General features: G+C 34.9%; 20 protein-coding genes. 6 read left to right on the top strand and 14 right to left on the bottom strand.

From position 1 onward, the window contains the following. Nucleotides 1-186 precede the first annotated feature (186 nt). Nucleotides 187-1,824, top strand: coding sequence for an ATP-dependent DNA helicase (locus AC07XN_RS06840; protein WP_494742502.1), 1,638 nt, complete (start codon nucleotides 187-189; stop codon nucleotides 1,822-1,824). A 118-nt stretch (nucleotides 1,825-1,942) separates the two neighbouring features. Here the strand turns inward: AC07XN_RS06840 and AC07XN_RS06835 are convergent, their stop codons facing one another. The 4 genes from AC07XN_RS06835 to AC07XN_RS06820 form a co-directional block, all read right to left on the bottom strand. Further along, nucleotides 1,943-2,557: a 2OG-Fe(II) oxygenase gene (locus tag AC07XN_RS06835; protein ID WP_494742501.1), complete on the bottom strand. Its 615-nt coding sequence runs from the start codon at nucleotides 2,555-2,557 to the stop codon at nucleotides 1,943-1,945. A gap of 102 nt (nucleotides 2,558-2,659) precedes the next feature. After that, entirely contained in the window at nucleotides 2,660-3,574 is a 915-nt protein-coding gene (locus AC07XN_RS06830; RefSeq protein ID WP_494742500.1) for a TraB/GumN family protein, read from the bottom strand. A 75-nt stretch (nucleotides 3,575-3,649) separates the two neighbouring features. After that, nucleotides 3,650-5,806: a 3-hydroxyacyl-CoA dehydrogenase NAD-binding domain-containing protein gene (locus AC07XN_RS06825; RefSeq protein ID WP_494742499.1), complete on the bottom strand. Its 2,157-nt coding sequence runs from the start codon at nucleotides 5,804-5,806 to the stop codon at nucleotides 3,650-3,652. Nucleotides 5,807-5,974: 168 nt separating this feature from the next. Continuing rightward, nucleotides 5,975-7,180, bottom strand: coding sequence for an acetyl-CoA C-acetyltransferase (locus tag AC07XN_RS06820; RefSeq protein ID WP_494742498.1), 1,206 nt, complete (start codon nucleotides 7,178-7,180; stop codon nucleotides 5,975-5,977). 180 nt (nucleotides 7,181-7,360) lie between these two features. On the opposite strand from AC07XN_RS06820, the gene AC07XN_RS06815 reads away from it, so the two are divergent. Next, entirely contained in the window at nucleotides 7,361-7,738 is a 378-nt protein-coding gene (locus AC07XN_RS06815) for a hypothetical protein (RefSeq protein ID WP_494742497.1), read from the top strand. Between the two features lie 420 nt (nucleotides 7,739-8,158). On the opposite strand, the gene AC07XN_RS06810 is transcribed toward AC07XN_RS06815, so the two are convergent. Continuing rightward, nucleotides 8,159-8,716, bottom strand: coding sequence for an RNA polymerase sigma factor (locus AC07XN_RS06810; RefSeq protein WP_309921773.1), 558 nt, complete (start codon nucleotides 8,714-8,716; stop codon nucleotides 8,159-8,161). A 155-nt stretch (nucleotides 8,717-8,871) separates the two neighbouring features. On the opposite strand from AC07XN_RS06810, the gene AC07XN_RS06805 reads away from it, so the two are divergent. Together AC07XN_RS06805 and AC07XN_RS06800 are read left to right on the top strand one after the other, a co-directional pair. Beyond that, complete coding sequence (locus AC07XN_RS06805; RefSeq protein ID WP_309921777.1) at nucleotides 8,872-9,741, top strand: AraC family transcriptional regulator; 870 nt, start codon at nucleotides 8,872-8,874, stop codon at nucleotides 9,739-9,741. Nucleotides 9,742-9,891: 150 nt separating this feature from the next. After that, nucleotides 9,892-11,175 carry a metallophosphoesterase gene (locus AC07XN_RS06800; RefSeq protein ID WP_494742496.1) on the top strand — a complete coding sequence of 428 codons (1,284 nt, stop codon included), beginning with the start codon at nucleotides 9,892-9,894 and terminating at the stop codon, nucleotides 11,173-11,175. Nucleotides 11,176-11,268: 93 nt separating this feature from the next. Here AC07XN_RS06800 and AC07XN_RS06795 read toward each other — a convergent pair whose 3' ends face one another. The 5 genes from AC07XN_RS06795 to AC07XN_RS06775 all read right to left on the bottom strand — a co-directional run bounded on the left by AC07XN_RS06795 (nucleotide 11,269) and on the right by AC07XN_RS06775 (nucleotide 16,951). Further along, the gene (locus AC07XN_RS06795; protein WP_309921783.1) at nucleotides 11,269-12,099 is read right to left on the bottom strand and encodes a DUF2490 domain-containing protein; all 831 of its coding nucleotides are present in this window, start codon (nucleotides 12,097-12,099) and stop codon (nucleotides 11,269-11,271) included. 101 nt (nucleotides 12,100-12,200) lie between these two features. Beyond that, entirely contained in the window at nucleotides 12,201-13,655 is a 1,455-nt protein-coding gene (locus tag AC07XN_RS06790; protein WP_494742495.1) for an inorganic phosphate transporter, read from the bottom strand. Between the two features lie 262 nt (nucleotides 13,656-13,917). Further along, on the bottom strand, nucleotides 13,918-14,910 hold the full coding sequence (locus AC07XN_RS06785; RefSeq protein ID WP_494742494.1) for a VWA domain-containing protein: 993 nt from the start codon (nucleotides 14,908-14,910) through the stop codon (nucleotides 13,918-13,920). Nucleotides 14,911-14,930: 20 nt separating this feature from the next. Then, the gene (locus AC07XN_RS06780; RefSeq protein WP_494742493.1) at nucleotides 14,931-16,052 is read right to left on the bottom strand and encodes a hypothetical protein; all 1,122 of its coding nucleotides are present in this window, start codon (nucleotides 16,050-16,052) and stop codon (nucleotides 14,931-14,933) included. Nucleotides 16,053-16,084: 32 nt separating this feature from the next. Beyond that, nucleotides 16,085-16,951, bottom strand: coding sequence for a DUF58 domain-containing protein (locus AC07XN_RS06775; RefSeq protein WP_309921796.1), 867 nt, complete (start codon nucleotides 16,949-16,951; stop codon nucleotides 16,085-16,087). A 108-nt stretch (nucleotides 16,952-17,059) separates the two neighbouring features. Here AC07XN_RS06775 and AC07XN_RS06770 point away from each other — a divergent pair, with 108 nt between their 5' ends. Beyond that, nucleotides 17,060-17,458: a DUF4296 domain-containing protein gene (locus tag AC07XN_RS06770; RefSeq protein WP_309921799.1), complete on the top strand. Its 399-nt coding sequence runs from the start codon at nucleotides 17,060-17,062 to the stop codon at nucleotides 17,456-17,458. Continuing rightward, nucleotides 17,458-18,789: a DUF58 domain-containing protein gene (locus tag AC07XN_RS06765; protein WP_494742512.1), complete on the top strand. Its 1,332-nt coding sequence runs from the start codon at nucleotides 17,458-17,460 to the stop codon at nucleotides 18,787-18,789. The genes AC07XN_RS06770 and AC07XN_RS06765 overlap by 1 nt, the downstream gene beginning before the upstream one ends. 195 nt (nucleotides 18,790-18,984) lie before the next feature. On the opposite strand, the gene AC07XN_RS06760 is transcribed toward AC07XN_RS06765, so the two are convergent. The 4 genes from AC07XN_RS06760 to AC07XN_RS06745 form a co-directional block, all read right to left on the bottom strand. Beyond that, on the bottom strand, nucleotides 18,985-19,809 hold the full coding sequence (locus tag AC07XN_RS06760) for an anti-sigma factor (RefSeq protein ID WP_494742492.1): 825 nt from the start codon (nucleotides 19,807-19,809) through the stop codon (nucleotides 18,985-18,987). Nucleotides 19,810-19,892: 83 nt separating this feature from the next. Then, a complete protein-coding gene (locus tag AC07XN_RS06755) occupies nucleotides 19,893-20,480 on the bottom strand; it encodes an RNA polymerase sigma factor (protein ID WP_309921805.1) in 588 nt (195 codons plus the stop codon). Between the two features lie 446 nt (nucleotides 20,481-20,926). After that, entirely contained in the window at nucleotides 20,927-21,481 is a 555-nt protein-coding gene (locus AC07XN_RS06750) for a fasciclin domain-containing protein (RefSeq protein WP_494742491.1), read from the bottom strand. A 150-nt stretch (nucleotides 21,482-21,631) separates the two neighbouring features. After that, complete coding sequence (locus AC07XN_RS06745; RefSeq protein ID WP_494742490.1) at nucleotides 21,632-22,072, bottom strand: DUF1573 domain-containing protein; 441 nt, start codon at nucleotides 22,070-22,072, stop codon at nucleotides 21,632-21,634. Nucleotides 22,073-22,150 lie beyond the last annotated feature (78 nt).

The following is a 22,150-nucleotide window of genomic DNA, read 5'->3' as shown; positions in this document are numbered from 1 at the left end:
GACCCAAAAATATAAAGAAATTACCATATAATAAGTTTTGAGAAAAGAGTCTGATGATTGTTTGGGGAATTGTTTTTATTATTTCAAATTGTAGGGTTTTATTTAAGGATGTTTTTTAAAATAATTGAAATGAGGGATAAAATTTATTAGCGAGTAAACCGTAAGCTTATTAATTAAATCGAACTAATGAAAGAACTACTAAAAGAATATTCAGATAATCCAGAAGCGCAAGATTTAATAAGACTAATAAATTATACAAAAAGTTCTGTTTTTTTAACAGGTAAAGCTGGGACAGGAAAATCAACACTACTTCGTAATTTAATTAAAGATATAAGAAAATCTTTCGTAATACTTGCTCCAACTGGAATTGCAGCTTTAAATGTAGAAGGGCAAACTTTACATTCATTCTTTCAATTTGAACCACGCCCTTACCTTCCACTTGACAAAGACCTCACTTTATTATCGAAAAAAGAAGAATTGTTAAAGAATCTTGACTTAATTATTATTGATGAAATTTCAATGGTTAGAAGTGACTTGATGAATGCAATAGACCTTTCTTTGCGTAAAAATTTAAAGTCAAATTACCCTTTTGCTGGAAAACAATTACTAGTTATTGGTGATTTATTCCAACTCCCACCTGTAGTTGATAATAGGAAAATTGCAGAAATAGAAATATTGAACTCAAATTATAGTACTCCTTATTTCTTTAGTGCTAAAGTATTTGAAGCAAATTTTCATTATCATATTATTGAGCTTGAAAAAGTATATAGACAAAAAGATAAAGATTTTATACAATTGTTAAATGGTGTTCGGGAAAATAATCTTGAACTTTCTCACTTGATACAACTTAATCAAAGGTATAATCCAACATACTTACCAAGTGGGAAAGAGTATGAAATAATCCTTGCTACTACCAACGAAATAGTTCGACAAACAAATCAAAAAGAACTACAAAAACTTGATGCAATACAATATGAATTCAATGCCAGTGTAACAGGTATATTTTTAAATGAAACTAATGAAAGTAAATTACCCACAGATAAAGTACTTTATTTACGTGAAGGATCACAAGTAATGTTCATAAAAAATGATGTAGAAAAAAAGTGGGTCAATGGTAGTTTAGGTAAAATTATCTCATTAGATGAATCATCTCTTAAAGTCAAAGTCAACACGACTAATCAAGTTTATGAAGTACCAAGAGTAACTTGGGAAAGTTACGAATATATATGGAATAAGGAAGAAGAAAGAATAATGAAGAATATTAATGGTACATTTATGCAATTTCCTTTAAAACTTGCATGGGCAGTTACTATTCATAAAAGTCAAGGGCAGTCATTTGACAAAATCGTAATTGATCTTGGCAATGGTGCTTTTGCAACAGGACAAACTTATGTTGCTTTAAGTAGATGTCGTTCTTTCAATGGAATTACTTTGAAATCAAAAATTAATAGTAAAGATATTAAAGTAGATGAAAGAATAAAGAGTTTTTTGAATTCAAAAAATAAGAAAGAAATGGAAAGAGAAAAGTTTGATAGTATTATCAAAGCTATGCAGGAAAAGATTGATCAAATAGAGTCAATAAATACTAAACTTACAAATAAAGCCAAACAAGCAGAAAAAAATAGTAGGGAATTACACCAAAAATTAAACGAAACATTATCAATTTTACAAGCTAAAGAGTCGAGACTAAATATACTATCTCAGGATAACGAAAAACTTAAGCAAGAGTTAAATGAGCTTAAACAAGGCTCAATTAATACAAAACTTATAATTTTTGGACTTTTAGCCTTATGTTTGTTTCTTATTTATAAACTTTTATTTTGACTCTATCTCCATGGCTGGTTTCCTAACCAGTCCACAAGAATCCTTTAGATTAGAAGAAAAAAGGATTGGTCGAGAGACCAGCCTTGGGAAGTGAGCATCACGCTCATACCTTGCAAAACTAACAATTCAACAACCACCCTGTAATACTCAACCTTTCTTTAAACGTTTCACAAACTTCGTGGTCTAGTTTTTCACTTTCAAAACAAACTAATCTGCCAGCTAATGGAGCAATGCTGATGATTTTTTCCTGATTATTTTCTTGGGTATAAATCAAAAGATTCCCTCCATTTTCAGGAAGCCAATCGATGTTTAAATAGTAGATTACTGACAGAATTCTTCCCTTCTGGGCTTGAAAGGTATCTCGGTGTCGACGGTAAAATTTCCCGATGTCATATTTGGCAAAATGAATTTCGGAGTCGATAATGCCTAAATAACAAGTTTGGTTAAGGTAATCGATAAAAGCTTGATTTTTATCTAAGAGTATTCTTTCTGATAGGTCAATAGAATTGCTTTCTAACCAAAGTATTTTGTCGCCTCTTATGGCTGTGGCTGTATGTACTTCACTTTGTTTGCCAATGCCTGCTTCTTTAAAATTACCAGCATCAAACCTAGTCTCAAATCTTGTTGATAGACTTTTAACTTCTTCCAGACTTAAAAAATCATCGCAAACACCGTAACCATTGGCTAATATTCCTTCTATTAGTCCTTCAAACTTTTCTTCTTGGGTTAGCATCCCATTATAAAAAATCCCTTATAAATCTTGCCGACTTACAAGGGATTTGGGGATTTTTGTAAAGGTAGGAAAAGTAAAATGATAATTTTAAAATAAATATTGTTATAATTTTTTATCCCAACTCATTTTCAGTGGACGCACTGTGTAACCTTGTTCTTTTAAAAGATTGATTAATCCATTTTCTCCTCCAAGATGAGCCGCACCCACTACGAAAAAGGTAGGTTGTTCTGCCATAATCAAAGGCATTTTTTTAAGCCATAATCTATTTCTAGCATCAATCAGAATATTATCCAATTCTTGTGTTTCTATATCGTCATTGGATGTGTCTCTAATTTCTTCAATATCCATTCTATAGTATGATGAAATCATTTGAGCATAGGATAGAGCTGTAGACGATTCTTCAAAATATTCTTTACGAATCATGTGAAGAACAATATCTGCTAGCCTTTGATAACTTATTTTTTTGAGGATATAATCTCTTTCAAAAGCTGTTTCAAGTCCATTTACTTTACCCGGGTTAATAGGGAAATTATATTTTTTTTGAGATAATTTAAGAACCTCATATTCATAAGATATTCTTTTTTTACAGATTTTCTTTAGCCCTTTATAGTCAGCATGCAGCATTAAAAACAAAGGAGAAATATTGTCTTTTTTCTCAATATCAATGTTGAAATTCTCCTTAAAATAAGTGGCGACTAGTTCATAGTCTTCTTCCGAATAGAAGTCTTTAAGAGAATAAGCCTCAGGCATTTTCTCAATTCTTTTGTGCCTAAAAAACTCGAAAATATTATTAATATCAATCTCGAAGTAAACCCTTTTGGTCATATTGATAGCCCTTTCAATCTTTATATCCCATTTGAAATTCTGTTTACACATTTCATGTACACTACCGAAAATATAGGAGGGCTTTTCTAAACCATTGTCTTCAACTATCCATAGAACTGATTGAGAATAAGAATTGGCTGTATAAAAAAGTAGAAGAATAAATGTTAGGCGTTTGTAAATTAGTAGCATCATTTAGTGTTTTATATTTATAGAAAAAGAAAAGGTAAACCTATCGTTGGCTTACCTTCAAAAATACTATATAAAACTCTATTCATAAAACCCAATTCCATCTTCAGCCATTTTACGAAGTTTATCCGTAGGTCTGAATCGTTCTCCATAAGTATCAGCCAAACGGTCAGCTTCTGAAACAAAGGTTTTAATGCCTACAGTATCTACAAATGATAATGTACCGCCCAGATAAGCAGGAAATCCCCAAGCAAAGATTGAACCTATGTCAGCATCCAGCTTCTTACGGATAACGCCTTCTTCCACACATTTTACGGTTTCTAATGCCTGACGATACAATAACCTTCTCTTGATTTCTTCTACATCAATTGCTTCTTCTTTGATAGGGAAAAGTTCAGACAAGCCACCCCAAAGATATTTTTTGCCATTTTCAGGATACTCATAAAATCCTGCTTTGGCTTTTTTACCCACACGACCCATTTCAGTAAATTGTTTACTGACTAAATAAGCAGTATCGGTTGCTTGCAAAATGCCTTTTGCTACAGCTTCCTGAGAAATCTTGTAGGCTAAATCCAATGCTACTTCGTCAGATACTGCCAATGGGCCAACGGGCATGCCCATTTGTTTGGCAATATTTTCGATAACAACAGGATTTACACCATCTTTTAACAATTCTATACCTTCGGAGGTATAGGTAAAGAAAACCCTTGAAGTATAAAACCCTTGAGAATCATTCACAACAATAGGCGTTTTACGAATCTTCTTGACAAAATCCATGGCTACAGCCAATGCATAGTCGGATGTTTCTTTGCCCATGATGATTTCGACCAATTGCATTTTATCAACAGGCGAAAAAAAGTGAATTCCAATGAAATTATCAGGTCGATTTACTGCTTTGGCTAAATCAGAGATAGGGAGGGTGGAGGTATTAGAAGCGAAAATACCGCCTTCTTTTTTCAAGAAACTTTCTGCTTTTTTTGAAACGTCTGCCTTCAACTCGGGGTTTTCAAAAACCGCTTCTATGATTAAATCTGCTCCTGAGAGGTCAGCATAATTGTCAGATATTTTTATCAAACTCAGAATATTAGTTGCTTTTATAGCATCCATTTTGCCTTTGACAATGGCCTTTTCAAGGAGGTTTTTAGTATAGTTTTTGCCTTTTTCGGCTACTTCCAGTGAAACGTCTTTCAGCACTACTTGAATTCCTGCCAAGGCAGCCACATAGGCAATGCCTGACCCCATCATTCCTGCCCCTATAATACCTAATCTTTTTACTTCTGTTTTTTCAATATTTTTTGGTCTGCTTACTCCCTTATTGGTTTCATTCAGTCCAAAAAACATGGTGCGAATCAGATTTTTTGCTACCGACGAGTTCGCCACTTTTACAAAATGACGTGCCTCAATGACAAGTCCTTTATCAATATTTACCAGTAGCCCTTCATATACGCACGACATTATCGCAATGGGTGAAGGATAATTGCCATTAGTTTTGTTCATCGTCATGGCTGTGCCTGCCATCATTAGTTGCGCGCCTTTAGGGCTCAATATATTTCCTCCCGGAATCTTATAGTTTTCTCTGGCTTGTATTTTCCCTGTTTTCCGATTGATTTCATCCCAAGGTTGCAGAGCATTAGGGTTGGCATTAATCCAAGCAAAAGCTTTATCCATCATCTCTTCATGCGAATCTACCAATTCGTTAACCAATCCTAAGGCAAGGGCATCTTTTGGTGATACCTTTTTCCCTTCTAATAAAAGTGTAGCCGCCGCTTCAATACCTATCATTCTAGGTAAACGCTGTGTGCCACCACCTCCCGGTAATAAACCGATAGTTACTTCGGGCAAACCAATTACTGCCTTCGGATTATTAAGTGCTACTCTATAATGACAAGCCAAACAGACTTCATAACCACCTCCCAAAGCTGTGCCATTAATGGCTGCAACTATAGGCTTCCCATTGGTTTCCATTTTCCTAAAAATGGCATTCAAGGATAATGAAAGCTTTAGTAATTCTGCGGGGGCTTTGCCATTATTATTAAGAATCATCCGTAAATCAGCTCCTGCTATAAACTCTGGACGTTCTGACGTAATGATGATACCTTTTACGGCTGAGTCAGCATAAGCTTTATCTAGTACCTCTGAAAGAGCTGGAATAGATTCATCATTCAGCACATTCATCGGCTGATTAGCAACATTAATGCTTAAAATAGCAACGTTATGTAAGATATTGTATGAGATCATTTCTTTTTTAGGACTTGAAGATTTTGAGACTTGAGGACTTTAGGATTTTGAGACTTTAGGACTTTAGGATTTTATGACTTTTTAGACTACTGACTTGATGAGTAGAGGGTTTTAATACTTCTACTCATCAAGTCTTCTAGTCCTACAGTCCACCAAATCTTCCAGTCCTCAAGTCCTCTCAATAACAGTTGCAATGCCCATTCCTCCACCTATACATAAACTAGCCAGCCCTACATTTTTGTCTGTTCGTTCTAATTCATCCAAAAGAGTCATTAAGATAATGGCTCCTGTAGCACCAAGTGGATGTCCTAATGCGATTGCTCCACCATTCACATTTACTTTGGAAGGGTCTATGTTTAGTATATCCATGTATAGCATCGGGATAGCAGCAAAAGCTTCATTGACTTCAAATAAATCAATGTCGCTGATATTCATGCCATTGCGTTTTAATACTTTTTGTGTTGCAGGAATAGGACCTGTTAGCATAATGGTTGGTTCAGAACCACAAACACCAAAAGCGGTAATCTTTGCCCTCGGTTTAATGCCTAGTTTTTCTCCCATCGCTTTACTGCCAATCAGTATGCCTGCCGAGCCGTCTACAATCTGAGATGAATTATCCGCATGGTGCAAATGTTTGATTTCATTGAGTTCAGGATATTTCATCAAAGCCAGATGGTCTAAGCCCATTTGACCAATCATTTCAAAAGCAGGTTTTAATGTTGAGAGTGAAGCTAAAGAAGTTTGTGGGCGCATACCTTCATCATAAGTCAATACTTCTTGTCCGATGTCGTCTTTAACGGCGAACATCGATTTAGCAAAACGATTATTTTGATGTGCGATACCCGCTCGTCTTTGTGATTCTACCGCATAAGCATCTAGTGCTTCGCGAGTATAGCCATATTTAGTAGCAATTAAATCTGCTGAAATACCTTGAGGAACAAATTTATGGTCGGCAATCAATTGAGGATTCATCATCATCGCCCCACCATCAGAACCCATTGCTACACGAGACATAGACTCGATTCCTCCTGCAATAATTAATTCTTGTTGACCAGACATCACATAGGCTGCCGCCATGTTCACAGCCTCTAGTCCTGAAGAACAAAAACGATTGATTTGTACACCTGCCACTCGTTGGTCATAACCAGCAGCCAATACCGCTGTACGGGCAATATCTGCTCCTTGTTCGCCAATAGGGGTAACACAACCCAGAATAACATCATCTACCAATGTAGTATCTAAATGATTACGCTCTCGGAGTTGTTGCAATACTTGTTGAGCGAGCTGAACAGGCTGAATATCGTGCAATGAACCATCCGATTTCCCTCGTCCACGGGGTGTCCGAACGGCATCATATATATAGGCTACATTCATTTGTGATAATGTTTTAATGATTGCTTTAAAATATATTACGAATTTAATAAAAACATTATGCTTGCATACCAAATTTGGCACAATTTTTAGATTAAATTTGAAAAAACTATTAACTTAACAAATGTTTATTATCAGTACCTAATTGCTTCATTTTTAACTTAACAAGAAAATTATTCAATCATGAAAAAAACAATTGTTTTCGCAACTCTTTTAACTTTTATCTCAATTTCAACCTTTGCCCTTCAAAAAGAAACTACCACATCAAATTGCCCAAGTATGAGTGTAGCTCAAAGTGATTCTTTGGAATATAAAGATTACTATGGTAGCTATAAAATGGCTGATAATCCTTATGTGCCAAAAATGAAAGTGTTCTTTAAAGCAGGCGAATTGTATGGACAAGCGGCAGATTATCCAGAGACTAAGCTAATTAAAAAGAAAGATGATGAATTTGAAGAAGGTAACTTTGGTGCTCAAATTATATTTGTTCGCACGGGCGGATTGATATCAGGAGTGAAAGTAATTGTTCAAGGGCAAGAATTGATAGGAACAAAGGAATAAAAAAAACTCCTGTTATTAATCTTTATCCTTGCTTACAAATTAAAGCCGCCACTTTAGTTTGTAATACATTAAAGATTATCCTTCAGGAGTCTTGAATCTATACTAAAACAGTATAAATATCTCTATAAAAATTAAGTGGGTAAATTGTGATTAGTTATTTACATCACAAATATATGTGTCTATACACGTATTATCAAAGGTTAAGAAGATAAAAAGCGTGGATATTCAATTAGTGAGGTATTTTGGAGTTGTTTGAAAAATAATAGAGATGAAAAAACAACCTAAATATTAAATATATAATAAGAAAGGATAACGTAGGCTTTAAATGAAAGATAAGAGGGAAAAGGGGTAAATATTCTGAAATAACGTATCTATCTACTATTTTTAGTAATACTTTAAAATAAATAGACAAGTAGTATATTACTGAGTCATGGCAATTCTTAAGGTTTCTACGCCTCTGTGAATATTGTTATTAACAGACTGATAGTTAATCGACATTTTAGTAGCAATTTCTTGATTACCCATTTTATCAAAATAGCGCATCTTTAAAGCCTGTGAGACTCTGGTTGGCAACGATAACAGTGCTTTTTCAAGTTTAATAAACATCTCTTCTCGCTCTTCATTTTCATGAATATAAGAAAAATGATACTTCTCCAACTGATGGGCAAGCTCTGAAATATTATCAAAAGGAACGCCAGTTCTTGATTCAGTAATTTTCCTGACCAAATCATGACGCAATGAAGTTTTTAAATAAGGTTCAATATTATCAGTATCAGCAAGATTATGTTTTCTAAGCCATAAGTTTACGAATAAATCCTGTACGGTGTCTCTCACAAGCTCTATGTCTTGTGTTATTTTACTACCATAATTGACTAAAATTTTATGATTTAATTTATAAATCAAGTGAAAAGCCTGCTGGTCTCCTTTCTTAAATCTTTGCCAAAGCTCGAAATTATCGTAATGCGGACGCTTAATCATCTTTAAATCTATTTTTATTACAATAAATTATAAAAAAACTTCATTACAAAGTGAACGTTTTTTTCTTACATAAACTTTTCCGTTATTAGTACATTTTGATACTATATTAGCATTAATTTTGAGCGACACCGTGATTCGGTAATAATTTACATACCATGAAGCCATTATTTAGAAAAGTTCAGGTAATGCCCGAGCAATCATTCAATGTTAACAAGGATTTTGTTCCCTATTTTTATAATCATTGGCATTATCACCCTGAAATTGAAATAGTATATATTTTTGAAGGAACTGGAACACTTTTAGTAGGGAATGGTGTAAGAAGTTTCCGTGAAAACGATTTGATAATCATTGGTCCTAATGTACCTCACTTTTTTAGAAGTGACCCACATTATTTTGAACAAAATTCTACTTTAATGTCTCGTTCAATCGTGATTCACTTCAACCCCAATTTTTGGGGTGATGGGTTCATGAAAATACCAGAATCGATATTATTAAACGAATTATTTCAAAAGGCCAAAAAGGGATTGCTCATTGGCGGAGGGGCACGTGAAAAGGTAGGCGTTTTGATGGAAGAAATGTTAAACACCACTGGCATAGATAAAGTAATTCAGTTACTAAGTATTCTAAGCTATATAGCTAATGCAGAAGATGTAGTAGATTTATCAAAAACAGAATTTAACGTTTCGTTGGATGAATATAACACAAGGAGAATAGATATGATTTATTCTTTTTCATTGAACAACTTTGCCCGCGAAATTACTTTAGAAGAAGTAGCTGAGGTGGCTAATATCAGTGTAAATTCATTTTGCCGATATTTTAAAACCCATACCCGCAAAACATATTTTCAGTTTTTACAGGAACTGAGAATAGGGCACGCCTGTAAACTATTAGCAGGCGAAAAACTAAGTATATCGCAAGTGGCTTTTGAAAGTGGCTTTAATAATCTTTCACATTTCAATCGATCGTTCAAATCATTGATGCAGATGAAACCACAAGCTTACCAAAGATTATATAGGAAAAAGTAAATAATAGGGTAGAAAATTACCGTTTATCATAAAAATAATGCCGTCCAGAACCTAGGCTTACCGAATATCGTTTAGCTTAGAGGTGAACATCACCCTGTTTCAATCATTTAATACTCTTTCTGTTATTGTTATATAATAGCCCTTACTTCAATGAATAAATTAATTATTATTCCAATTTTATCAATGATTCTCTTGTTGATTGATTGGTATGTTTGGCAAGCCGTAAAAGTTTCCGTTCAAAATACCTCCGCTAATACTCAGAACATTGTTAAATATGTTTTTTGGGCATTTACTGCTATCAGCATGTTGGGATTGTGGCTTTATAATTTTACACCGCCCGAATGGCTAGGTAAAAACCTTAGAACCATTATTATGGTAGGTGTTTTTATCAGTTATATTTCTAAAATTTTTGTAGTACTATTTTTATTGATTGATGATATCATTAGATTATTCCGTTTGGTGATTTCTAAATTTACAGGTTCTTCAGAAGCTACTCCTACTACTACCACAACCGATACCCCTTCTGTATTAAATACGCCTATTACTAGGAGTGAATTTTTAATGAAGACTGCTGTTATTGCGGGCACAGTTCCTGCATTAGCACTAACATGGGGTATTATCTCTGGCGCACATGATTATAGAATAAGAAGAGTAAAGCTAGCGTTGAAAAACTTACCAAAGGAGTTTGATGGTATGACGATAGCACAAATTTCAGATATACACTCAGGTTCTTTTTTTAATCGGGTAGCTGTAAAAGGTGGCGTGGAGATGTTGATGAAAGAAAAACCTGATGTAGTTTTCTTTACAGGCGATTTGGTGAATAACCTTGCCAGTGAAGTGCAGGAGTATATTGATATTTTCAATAAAGTAAAAGCACCCTTGGGGGTTTATAGTACCTTGGGAAATCATGATTATGCAGATTATGTAAATTGGGGGCAAGATTTTAAGGCTAAACAAAAAAACCTGCAAGATTTAATGCATGCTCATAAAGTATTAGGCTACGATTTGCTGATGGACGAAAATAGATTTATTGAGCAAGGCGGTGAAAAATTAGCGATTATTGGCGTACAAAATATCAGTGGACAAAATCGTTTTCATACTTATGGTAATTTATCAAAAGCAGTAAAAGGCACGGAAGAAGCACCTGTAAAACTATTGCTATCCCACGACCCAACCCACTGGGATAAAGAAGTAAACACAAAGTATAAAGATATTGATGTGATGTTCTCTGGACATACGCACGGTACTCAATTCGGGATTACAGTGGCAGGACAAACTTGGACGCCCGCACAGTATGTTTATAAACAATGGGGAGGATTATATCAAGAAGGAGACCAACAATTGTATGTAAACCGTGGATATGGTTATATTGGTTATCCAGGTAGAGTAGGGATGCCTCCAGAAATTACAGTATTTGAACTAAAAAGAGCTTAATATAGTAACGTATAAAATCATCAAAAAAGCGGTCAAAATTAGTTTTTCGACCGCTTTTTTGATGATTTTATATTAAAAATGACTCATATTTCATTACTTCTTGAACAATTGCTCAAAATTACTCACAGCTAAATTTAGTTGAAGAATATTATTGACATCAACATTATTCTTCGCACTATTATTAAACTTAAATATCGTTTGTTGCATGTAACCTGCTTCAATAGCTAAAAACTTATTGAATTTATAACCAAGTCCGATTAATACACGGTTTTGGTCTAATAAATTAGTATTACCTACTTGCTCTCCTGTATTGATAAACAATTCATTATAAGTCTGTGCATATAATGTTTTATCATCCATTTTAGCATGATTTATCGGCACAGTTACTTTTATCTGATAGCGAAAACGCTCTTTATAAGTAGTCGTTGAGAAATCGCCACCATAAATAAAGCTTTTATCATTAACTGCCTGATTTTTTCCGAACCAACGGAATTCATATCGTAGCCTATGATCAATGCGTACTCTTCCCAGATTTTGTGTTAACATTACTTGCGGTGAGACACGGATTTCAGAAAAGAAAGCCGAAGGGGCACCTTCTGCGAAACGATTAGAGCCAATCCAGCCCAAAGGCATCAATGAAAAACGAACATTAGGGTTAAACTGATAATGTACCCAAGGACGGAAAACGTGTTGATTGAGGTTGTTGTAAGGGTTTCCTGTGGTGGTAGCAGCATTGTAGTCACCCTGCATATCTTCACGGCGATGTTGATTTTCTAATTGCCAAGTAAATTTCCCAGCTATTTTTCCCGAGATATTGATGTCTGTCCAACCATTCGAGATATGATAATACTGCCTTGGACTTTGGGAAAAGGATGTGTTTAACATGGTCAGCAATAGGATTGCCGACAATAAAAAGTTTTTCATTAGGATTTTCTATATTGGTAGTTGGGGTAATCGAAATGCTATAATACTTAAAAGTCATGTGATAGAACAACGTCCTCTCACATGACTTTTATATGATTGAATTATCCAATCAAAGTACGTAGTAAATAAAATATTGTGGCAGAAACCAAAATGGTAACAGGTAATGTAAGTACCCAAGCCATTACGATGCTTTTTACCGTGCCACCTTGTAGGTTTTTAATACCTTTTGATGCCACCATTGAACCTGCAATACCCGAAGAAAGTACGTGTGTGGTAGATACAGGCCATTTATATAAAGTAGATAAGGCAATAGTAAACGAAGCAACTAATTCAGCAGAAGCACCTTGTGCATAAGACAAATGTTGTTTCCCGATTTTTTCACCTACAGTTACTACAATACGTTTCCAGCCAATCATTGTTCCTAGTCCTAATGAAAGAGCAATCATCCACATTACCCAAGTAGGAGCAAAATCTGTTAAAGAAGATAAGCCACTTGAAGAAGTACCAAATGTGAAGAATGCAGGAGCCGAACCAGCAGTAGCTTTTTTCAAAGCATCTCTATCGTCTTTGCTCAGCGTAACAGCATCACTTTCAGTCAATTTTTTAGAATATTTGTTGATAGAAAGAACATCTTTACGAATCTCTAATTTTTTATCAACAGATAGATTATCGTTTGTAAGGGTTTTATCATCCAAAATAACAATTAAGCCATTCGTAGCTTTAATGATTTTGTGGTATCCTTCTTTTTCAGTAGCCGATAATTTTGTTGTATCTATTTTAATAACTATCTGCTGTACAGTATTTACTTCAGCATGTAGTTTAAAAGGATCAACATCTGTATTAATCGCAAAATATCCTGGTAAGAAAGCAATCAAAATCATCATTACCAAACCAATACCTTTTTGTCCGTCGTTACGACCGTGGAAGAAACTTACTAATGTACAAGTAGTAAATAATATAGCACGAATCCACATTGGTGGAGGAGTATCTTTTTTAGGCTCTTTGAAAATATCTTTGTTAGAAATACCTTTCTTCATAAGGTACATCAATACAATAGCCACTGCAAAACCAAATAATGGAGATAATAAAAGGGCTCTACCAATTTCAATAGCTTTGTCCCAGTTAACTGTTTCTAAACCGGCCTTATTTTCAGGAAGCAGTGCATAACCAACACCAATACCAATGATAGAACCAATTAAAGTATGCGAAGAAGAAGCAGGAATGCCAAAATACCAAGTTCCTAAGTTCCAAAGAATGGCAGTAATCAACATCGCTAAGGCAGTTGCCATAGAGTGATAGACGTTGGGGTCGATGAGTAGCTCTGTGGGAAGCAAACCGATAATTGACATAGTAACACCCACACCGCCAGTAAGTAAGCCTAAGAAATTCATTAAACCAGACCAAACTACTGCTTGTGTTGGTTTTAACGAATTGGTGTAGATTACTGTAGCTACAGCATTGGCTGTATCGTGAAAGCCATTGACAAACTCAAAAGCACAAGCCAAAAACAAACACAGGAAAAGTAAAATGAATAGAGACGTGTCTAATCCGAACATTATTTTATTGATTTGAAGAGCAAAGAATTGCTCTAATGTTAACTTGAAAATTTACAGAAACTTTGGGTTATTAAGTAAGTTTTCAAGTATCGTGGTTTTTCATATTGGTAATTTCGCCACAAAGGTATAAATACTTAGTTATCGGAATGTTAAGGAATTATTAAATCTAAGCGAGATGGTGTTTAAATATGATTTTTTAGATTTATTATAGTTTTTGTTGGATTTTATTGCAGGGGAATGAATGAAATAATACTGAATTATTTTAATCTTCTAGAATATTGCCCATAAAGGTGTTTTTGAAAGCGAATGATAAAAGTAAAAATGCAATAGACCAACGCAAATAAGCATGATAAAAATCACGTACATTTCGCATTTTATTTTGTTTTATTTCTACCTTTTCTAAAAGGTTAATTTCTTCAAAAATTGTTTCTAACGACTTCGCATCTTTTGCCCTAAAGAATTTGCCTTCACTTACTTTCGCAATTTCACGAAGCGTACCTTCATCTACTTTTTCGGTTTCATTTTTATTACTTCCTACAGCAATAGTGTACACACGAATGCTAAAGGCCTTGGCTAGTAAGGCGGAGGTTACAGGGTCTAGATTACCAGATGTATTATCACCGTCAGAAATAAGGATGGCAACTTTACTTTTTGATTCTATTTCTCTCAAACGATTGATGCACATTCCTAAGGCATTTCCGATGGCTGTACCTGAGGTTTGGATAAGTTGCGACGAAATTTCATCTACATATTCATCCAACATTTCATAGTCTGTTGTTAGGGGGCATAAGGAGTAAGGCTCACCCGAAAAAATTACCATACCAATTCTATCATGTAATCTGCCTGCAATAAACTTTTTGGCTACTTTTTTGGCCACTGCTAGTCTGGATGGCGGAATATCTTTGCTATCCATTGATTTAGAAATATCCAATGCAAGCATAATATCGATACCTTCTGAAAATTCTTCAGTTTCGGAAATAACTTTTTGTGGACGAGCCAACGCCAAGAGCATCGTAGCAATAGATAATATTAAAAAAATGGCAGGAATAAAACGTAAATAACTTATCCAGTTAGATTGAATATCGTTAGCAGGGAAAGAAATGTTTAATTTTTGGATAGCACCGCCACGAAGCCAACTCCTCAGTAGAAAAAGCAATGGAATAACGGCCAATCCATACAGAAAAAAAGGGTGTGCCCAATCAAAACCTAAAAGGGTAGAGGGTAAAAACCAATATTTTGAAAACCAATCTTGCATAAAAATGTAATTCGTTCAAGTTAAGAACTTTGCACCAGAACTTTTCGATGTTTTCGATAAAGAGTCTCTGCCAGTTCTTGAAGAATATCCAATGAAGAGGCTGTTTTTTTTGAATAAATACCTCCATACACTGTAGCATCAATTTCTCTGAGTGCCTCCGACAAACGAATGTCTTGTAAATTATCTAGAATCTCTTTCGTCGTAAAAGTAGTAAAGGGCTTACTTTCTAGGCGTTCCACATATTTTTTCCAGAGGATTACCGCTTTTTCTACATTTTCTAGTCCTTTTTTCTGGTCGTCAGTAGCCCTGCTCAACCTTTGAAAACTTCTTTGATACTCATCATATCGTCGCTTGAATTGAAAGAGTTTAATCTGTCTTTTGATAGGAGTACCAAAAAACCAAAACGTCAGAACACCTAAAAAACTTAGCCCAATAATAAATAGAAATATTAAGGGATAGTTAGGCTGTTGCGATAAAAGGATAACATTAGTATCCTTTTTTAAGGATAGCGTATCCATTTGTCCGCTTTCAGCAATTGTACCTTTCAAGCGAACGTAATCCATAGGAGCAAATACACTCGTACAGTCCAGTTGTTCTTTTACAAAAATAGGTAAGCTAAGTTCTTGTACAGGGGTTACTTCAAACGAAATGAGGGTATAAATAGCACTATCTAGACTACCTTTTTCGTCCGTAATGGTTGGAAAGTATTCTCGAGAAACTAATTCAAAGGGGGCATAATTGAACGTAGAATCTGGAAAGAAAACATCCGCCGTTGGCTTGTGTCGATAACTCAATGCATATTTTATGGGCAAACCTACTTTCAAACTCTCACTCATGAATTTCCCTCGAGGCAATTTCCAGTAAGTATTCTGAGCATTTGTATGAGTGATTGGAAGACAGCATATAAGATACAAGACGTAAGATACAAGACGCAAGACACTAGCCTTTGAGTAAGGTTTGGATGTTAAGCCATAGGATTTAAGATGTAGGATATAAAACTTAATAGCATTAATACCAAAATTGAACCTATGCTGAAACACCTGTAAAGTTTTGAAAACTTTGCAGGCAACAGTAATCTTTGATGTTTCTTTTAATGAATCTGTGAAGTTAATGTTTGAATGCTTCATTAAAAAAGGGTTCATACTGAGTTTTACAACCAATGGGTTTGTATAATCTACTTTCTTACTTTGAATAATTTTATTAGTTTAGGTACATAATTTTCGGAAGCATCAATGGCTAAATAATTGGCTCTATGTTGTTTACACACCTGTTCTACTTGTTGAGAGTTTTTATCGAAAAGTATTTTCATCCGATTTCTAAACCAACTTGACGAAGCATTTACCCATATCGTTTTACGTGTTTCAGTATCATACACTGGAATAATACCCAAACGAGGTAAATTGGTTTCTCGCTGGTCGTATAAATGAATAACGATTAAATCGTGTTTACGCGCCAACGCTTTGAGGTTTTCTTCATAACCAGTATCAATAAAATCAGACACTAAAATGACCAAACTTCTCCGTTTTAATACATTCAGCGTAAACAAAATCATCTTTTTTAGATTCGTTCCTGTAGATTCTGTTTTTAGCTTAAATAATTCCAGTATCGTTTGATAACCATGTTTTAGCGTATTGGCAGGTTTGATATACTTTTCTTTTTGGTCAGAAAAACACAATAGCCCCACATGGCTTGCCTCTTTAATGGCTGATAGTGCCAATACCCCACAAATCTCTTTCGTTGTATCTAATTTAGAACGGTCGGTTCGGCCTACATCTTGCGAGGCACTTACATCAACTACAAAAAAAACAGATTGTTCTTTTTCCTCTTTAAAGATTTTAACATACGTCCCATGCCCTTTGGCAGAAGTATTCCAGTCAATCAAGCGAACATCATCGCCGTATTGATATTGTCGTAAATCGCTAAATTCTAGACCAGAGCCTTTGAAGATAGAATGAAAATTTCCCCGCATCTGTGAAGTAACAGCCTTGCGGATTTTAATTTCATATTTATAAAGCTTGGCTAAAAATTCGTTGGGAGTCATTTATTATTACATTCGTTGAAGGCTACTTCAAACAAAAATCATTTCATAATTTTACTTAAAAAACTTTTACAAGTTTAAAACTAGCCAAATTCCCTGTAAATTTGAAATATGAGATTAATAATTCTGTTGATAGCAACTTTGTTGATAGCTTGCGGTTCGGAAGATAAGCCCGCAAACTTGATTGAACAAGATAAGATGGCAAAAATCTTGGCTGACATCCACGAAGCCGAGGCTAGTGTAAATAATATGCACTTGGGTAGCCAAGACTCTTCTTTGTTGGTGTATCAACGCCTACGTTGGAAGGTCATGAAAAAACACCAAACTGATACTGCAACGTTTAATGTTAGCTTAAAGTATTATATATTAAACCCCAAGGTTTTTAAAAATATTTATGAAGAGGTAAAAATAGAACTAGAAGATAGACGTAAGGCCGTAAATTCTCCTAAGCTAACACCTGTTGATACGTTAAAAAAAGCACCCGCTAATCATCCCGTGAAACAAATATGATACATTTTTTCAAGTCCTTGTATATTGCTAAAGTAGTATATTACTTTATTGTCGGGATTGTCTTCTTGTTTGTATTGGCTTTTGTATTCCCTTTCTTATTGGGTATTACACAGCTGTTTTTTATGGTGTTGATATTAATGCTTTTAGTGGATGGCATTATTTTATATAAAACTAAGAAAGGGATTCTCTGCGAAAGAAATGTTCCTGAGAGGCTTTCAAATGGCGATGAAAACCCAATTGCTATTTTTATCGAAAACCGTTATAGCTTTTCAATCTTACTGGAAATAATCGATGAAATTCCTTTTCAATTTCAGAAACGAGATTTACTATTTAACACGACTTTAAAATCGTCGGAAAAGCAAATTATTGAATATCAACTACGCCCGACCAAAAGAGGAGAGTATAGTTTTGGTGCGGTGAATGTATATGTAAAAAGCCCTATCCGTTTATTAAAGCGTCGGTATCAGTTTTCTAATGAAAAAATGGTGGCTGTATATCCTTCTTTTCTACAAATGCGGGCTTATGAATTAATGGCGATATCCAATAGGCTTACTGAATTAGGTATCAAAAAAATCCGTAGAATTGGTCAAAGTCAAGAATTTGAACAAATCAGACAATATGTTCAGGGAGATGATATACGAAATATCAATTGGAAAGCTACGGCTCGTCGGAACGATATAATGGTGAATGCTTACCAAGAAGAAAAATCACAGAACGTATATTGCTTGATAGATAAAGGAAGGGTAATGCAAATGCCCTTTGATGGCCTATCGTTGTTAGACTACGCCATTAATGCAACGCTGATTTTATCAAACATTGCCATTAACAAACAAGATAAGGCGGGCGTAATTACTTTTTCAGATAGAATTGGACAGATTTTAGCGGCAGATAAAAGAGGTGGACAGATGACTAAAATCTTGGAATTACTGTATAAACAAAAAACAAGGTTTCTGGAAACCGACTATGAAGCTTTATATATTTACGCTAAAACCCATATTCGCCAGCGAAGTTTACTATTGTTGTACACTAATTTTGAAACGGTAACATCTATGCGAAGACAATTGCCTTATTTTAGAAAACTTGCCAAAGACCACTTGTTAATGGTTATCTTTTTCGAAAATACAGAGCTAAAAACATTGTTGGATAAGCCAGCAGTAACAACCGAAGAAATATATCATAAAACGATTGCGGAGAAATACTTTTACGAAAAACAGCAAATAGTCCGTGAATTAGGTCAGTATGGTATTCAGGCATTATTAACGCCTCCTCAAAACCTCACGGTAAATACTGTAAATAAATACCTTGAACTTAAATCGAGAGGAATAATATAAGGCGTTCAGGTATCGGATTTCGGGTATCAGGTATTAATTAGTTCGATGAAAAATAAATATATAAAAAAGCCTAAAAGTGAATTTTAAACACTTTTAGGCTTTTTTTATTGATAATTAAGTAGTGTATATAAATATTTAAACGTCAGCGGAAGACCGCTCCCAATCACAACGGCGGAGCATTCCTCACTCACAACTCTAAACAGCTCCCATTACATAAATAGCTCCTTTAGGCCCTGCCTCAGTAGTACTACCGCCAGTGTTCTCCAATGAAATCGCAAAGGCTGCGGCAGTCGAGAATGACCTCATTTTTAACAATATTGAATTCCCATCAATCATCCCTGCATCAACAGGTTTGCCGTCAACAATAGCCCAAAGCTGATATTGTTTTCCAGCAGGTGCGGTTGGTAAATTGAGCTCAGATAAATATACCGATTCTCTCGTTTGGTCAAAATATACCACAGCGCTAGCAGTTGGAAAATCTTTCTGACCTGCTAAGGGAACAATTTTTACATGAGGACTTCGCAAAATCGCTACTTCTTCTTGATAATTAGCTTTTAAGGTTTGCCCTTCATGCGCTAAAATTTGATTCTGAGACTCTAAAGCAAGGACTTTCTCTTCAGAATTTCGCCAATTAGTAAAGAACCAAACATTGCCTGCAATACTTAGGGCTAAAAGCACCCATGATGCTGCCATTTGCCAAGTATTATAAGTCCTCAAGGGCTTAATATTACTTTCAGATTCTTTAGGCAATGGTAATTCAAGGGACTGTTTCCCAGTATTTTCAGTGTTAGTTTGTTCTATCGTAAGGGCTTCCATTACTCTATTCTTAAGAGTAGCAGGAGGTTCTTGTTCAAATTGAAGAGCATAATTTTCAAGCGTACCCTGTAAGGCCATCAGTTCCATCTGAAGGGCGGGATACTCTTCCACGAGGCGTTCTACCTCCGCGGATTCCGCAGGGCTGGTAACTCCTAGTAAGTAGCTTTCCAAAATACCCGATTCTATGTATTCTTGAATGTTCATTTTTATAAATGTTGATCGTGGTTGATTTCTGTGAAAGATTGATTTCTGATTGACTTGTGTTGAGCAATCATTAAATCGTTCAATTACAAATCAAAAAATCCAGTAAGGAATATCAATCCAAATTGAACAAAATACTGCCTTAGTTGTGTAATGGCAGATTTTACTCTTGTTTTAACGGTTCCCAACGGAATACCGAATTCTTCAGCAACCTCGGCTTGAGTATACCCTTTGAAATAAAGTAAATCAATAATTTGTTGATGCTCAGGCTTTAGGTATTCTACTACCTTCTTTACCCCAATAGCATCAATATCAAATTGACTTCCCCCTTGGTTATCGATGACATTTACATGTTCGTCAATATCGTGGTTTTTCTGCGAATTTTGGAATTCTTGTGAACGAATTCTATCAATGGCTGTATTTCTAGCCACATTCAGAATCCATGTAAATAATGTTCCTTTGGTACGATTATAAGCTTCAATATTTCGCCAAATCTTCACAAAGGTGTCTTGCATGACGTCAGCGGCTACCTCTTCTGAGCGAACTATCTTCAGAATAACGCCGTAAAGTGCTGATGAGTAATTATCATACAAGATGGAGAATCCTCGCTCATCCTGACTTTGCAGTAAGGCAACGAGCGCTTCTTCAGCTATAATGGTTTTGCGTTTAGACATGAGTGTTTGCTTCTCAATGAATGTAAGATGATGTGAAGAATAACTTCTCTTAATGTAACAACAAAATAGTAGTTATGTTTAAGGAAGTTTTTTCATACTTTACCTTCTTGTAAAAGGGCTTAATAAAGATAATGGGATTATTCCAATATTCTATGATTGAAACAATGTGTGTTTATAAAATTAATCTAATGGTTTAATAATCATTCATTTATATGAAATATATGAAAATGTTACGAGACAATAATACATTACTGTTTTACGCTTACTTAAATAATTAGAAAGGTAGCGTGGATAATTGGGAAGACGAGTGAAGAGAAATAAGCATTTTGAAAACAAAGGACTTCCAAAAAGAAAGCCCTTTGTACATTACCCATTATTAAACCACACCTGTCTATTAGGCGTGAAGAAAGTATTCATAACTAACTTCATACCTTTTAGATAAGGGATTACATTTTGGGTAATACTACGGCATCTAACACATGAATTACACCATTCGACTGATAAACATCATATGTACTAATGTTTGAAGTGCCTCCATTTTCATCTTTTAACATGATATTATGAGACCCATTCATCATTGCATATAATTTGCCACCACTCACAGTGTTTAATGTAGCAGTTCCGTTGCCGGCCTTAATAGCTTTTGCGATTGCATTGAAGTCTAACTTGCCCGCTATAACATGGTACGTTAAAACTTTCACTAAGGTTGCTTTGTTCTCTGGTTTTAATAAATTTTCTACTGTTCCCGCAGGTAAATCTTCAAAAGCGTCGTTTACAGGAGCAAAAACTGTGAAGGGTCCTTTCGTTTGAAGAGTACCTACTAAATCGGCTGCTTTTACTGCGGCTACTAAAGTAGTATGGACTTTAGAATTAACTGCATTTTGAACAATGTTCTTGGCGGGTAACATTGCCTCTTGACCTACAGTAACATTTTGAGCTTTTGATGTGAATGCGGTAGCACTACAATAAGCTATTCCTAATACTAATATTAACTTTTTCATTTTAACTGGCGGTTGTTTAAGTTATTGTTTCTAAACATTTCTAAACAGATTTACGCAAGCAATAACGTTTTGGATTTATTAAAGCACTTAAAAAACAAAAAAGGCGTAAACATTGCTGTCTACGCCTTTTTTCTAAAATTTTAGAAAATCTTATTTTGTCGATTTCTTTTTGGCTGGAGCTTTTGCAGGTGCTACAGGAGTAGCAACTTCAGCAGGAGTTCCTTTTGGAATTACTTCGCCTTTGAATGATAATACTATTTGAGGAGTCTCTGCATTACTAATGACAGTAACTGTTTTTTGAAAAACACCACTTTTGCCAGCCGAGCTAAATGCTGCTGTCACCTTACCAGTTTTACCAGGCATTACAGGCTCTTTAGTCCAGTCTGGTGTTGTACAACCGCATGAAGGAGAGGCATTAGAAATAACAACTGGAGCAGTACCTGTATTTGTAAATTCAAAAACGTGAGTAGCTACAACGCCTTCTTCTATTTTACCAAAATCATGAGATTCTGATTTGAATTTAATCACTCCTTGAGCATTAGCAAAAGAAGCAACAAATACCAATGCGAAAACGAAAAGTAATTTTTTCATATTAGCTTTAATAGTTTTGTTTTAAAATGATGTTAAAATAAATGTGAAAATTATTATAATTATAACAAAGTGTTAAAC

Source organism: Arcicella sp. GW458-12-2-14-TSB2 (genome assembly GCF_059423785.1).
The sequence above is the reverse complement of the archived record's forward strand: the minus strand, read 5'-3'. Positions and strand labels throughout refer to the sequence as shown.